The sequence below is a fragment of the Streptomyces sp. LS1784 genome (genome assembly GCF_020103755.1).
Taxonomy (GTDB): domain Bacteria; phylum Actinomycetota; class Actinomycetes; order Streptomycetales; family Streptomycetaceae; genus Kitasatospora.
In genome coordinates this window covers 1-1779 of record NZ_JAHSQD010000986.1, presented here as the reverse complement: position 1 = coordinate 1779, position 1779 = coordinate 1, and the positions used below count along the sequence as shown (strand labels likewise).

Annotated in this window: 3 protein-coding genes; 2 read left to right on the top strand and 1 reads right to left on the bottom strand. The window is 72.1% G+C overall.

Features of this window, described 5'->3' with window-relative positions:
• A partial coding sequence (locus tag KS423_RS44935) for a hypothetical protein (protein WP_224285431.1) occupies positions 1-186 on the bottom strand: 186 nt, incomplete at its 3' end.
• Positions 187-423: 237 nt separating this feature from the next.
• Here KS423_RS44935 and KS423_RS44930 point away from each other — a divergent pair.
• The gene (locus KS423_RS44930; protein ID WP_224285430.1) at positions 424-1194 is read left to right on the top strand and encodes a DUF4239 domain-containing protein; all 771 of its coding nucleotides are present in this window, start codon (positions 424-426) and stop codon (positions 1192-1194) included.
• A 97-nt stretch (positions 1195-1291) separates the two neighbouring features.
• Positions 1292-1779, top strand: a 488-nt coding sequence (gene yidD / locus KS423_RS48320) for a membrane protein insertion efficiency factor YidD (protein ID WP_224285429.1), incomplete at its 3' end; no start/stop codon positions are given.

The following is a 1779-nucleotide window of genomic DNA, read 5'->3' as shown; positions in this document are numbered from 1 at the left end:
CCCCGCGCCGACGGCCCAGAGCCCGGCCGCGTCCGCTCCGGCAGCCTCGCCCAGCCCGGTGCGTCCGAGCCCGCCGCGACCGACCCCGTCGGCGCGACCGGTGTTCCACGCCCCGGCGACGAAGCCCGTGCCCATGGCCCGGCACCAGCAGGGCATCTCGATGACCACCACGATGCTGCTGGTCACGGTCCCCGCCGTGATCGCGGCGGCGGCGCTGCGGCCGGGCGGTGGTGGCCGAGGACGCGGCGGCCGTTCGAGCTCCTCCTGACCGTTCCCCGACGGTCCGCCGACCGATTTCCCGGCCGACGGCGGGTCCCGGCCCGCCGCGCGGCCCGGGCAGAACCCGGGAGAGCCGGCCCGGCCCGGGGTTCGCCCCGTCGACCTGTCGTTCCGTCACAAGCCAAGCCAGAGAGGGGAGTTACCGTGTCCGAGTGGGTGGCGTTGATCATTGCCATGGCGTCGGCCTGTGTCGTCGTGGTGGCGGTGGTGCTGCTGAGGCGGCGCCGGCCGATCGTGGAGGGGAGCACCGACGAGACCCCGGACGTCATCGAGTACATCACGATGATGATCGGGGTGGTCTACGCGATCGTCCTCGGTCTCGCCATCGCGGGTGTCTGGGAGGCGCGCGGCGCCGCCCAGGACGACCTGTTCCGCGAGGCGCAGTCGCTGCGTGAGGTGAGCGACCGCGCGGTGATCTACCCGGCGGAGTTCCGTGACCAGGTCCGGGCGGACGTGGACGCCTACGTCACGTACGTGGTGAACACCGAGTGGGCGTACATGAAGGAGAACGGTGCGATCACCGAGAAGGGTGACCAGCTGCTCCGGAAGCTCCACGACGACGTCGCCACCCGGTCGCCCGCCTCCGACCTCGAGTCGCAGGCCTACCAGCCGATCATGGACAGGGTCGGTCAGGCCTCCGAGGCCCGCAATTCACGCGGGCAGAACGCCGGGCCGACGATGCCCGGGGTGGTCTGGTTCGGCCTGATCGGCGGTGCGGTGGTGACCGTCGGCATGCTGTTCGCGCTCCAGATCCGGCGAACACCGCGGGAGTTGATCCTGGCGCTCTGCTTCAGCGCGCTGATCGCCTTCCTGCTGTTCATGATCTGGGACTTCGACAATCCGTTCTCGCGGACCGTCTCGGTGACCACCCAGCCGTTCGAGGACCTCTTCCCCTCGCTCAACCTCGGCGGCTGAGCGGGGCGGGACGGATCCGGGCAGATGATCTTCGGATAATCTTGCCCGGATCGTCGGGGGTCGGCCCTCGGCGGAGCGAGCGAGGAGATCGTCAGCCGTGTCCGACCCGACGCCGGATCTCGGCGCCCACTTCCCGCCGGCCCGCCCGGAGCGCGCCTGGTGGTGGCTGCCCGCCTCGGAGCGGCTCCGGCGGAAGAAGCAGCGCCGGGCCTGGGAGGACTACCGGGAGCGCTACCGCAAGGAGGACCACGCCAGGGCCCGGCGGAAGAAGCACATCCGGAACGAGTCCGCGGACTGCTGTGTCGACGGCTGCTGCGAGTTCGCCGATCCCTGCCTGATCGCCCTGATCCCGGTGATGATGGTATCCGGCGTCCGCTTCGCCCTCACCGGGGCGCGCGGACGCCGCACGGCCGATCCGTCCGCCCCCGCCCCGCGCGGGTTCGCGGCCGGGGTGCTGTACGGCGCGGTGCGCTACTACCGCACCGAGGTCAGCCCCCGCCGCCCGGCCTGCTGCCGGTACACGCCGTCCTGCTCGACCTACGCGGTGCAGGCGCTGCACCGGCACGGCGCGCTGCGCGGGGCCAG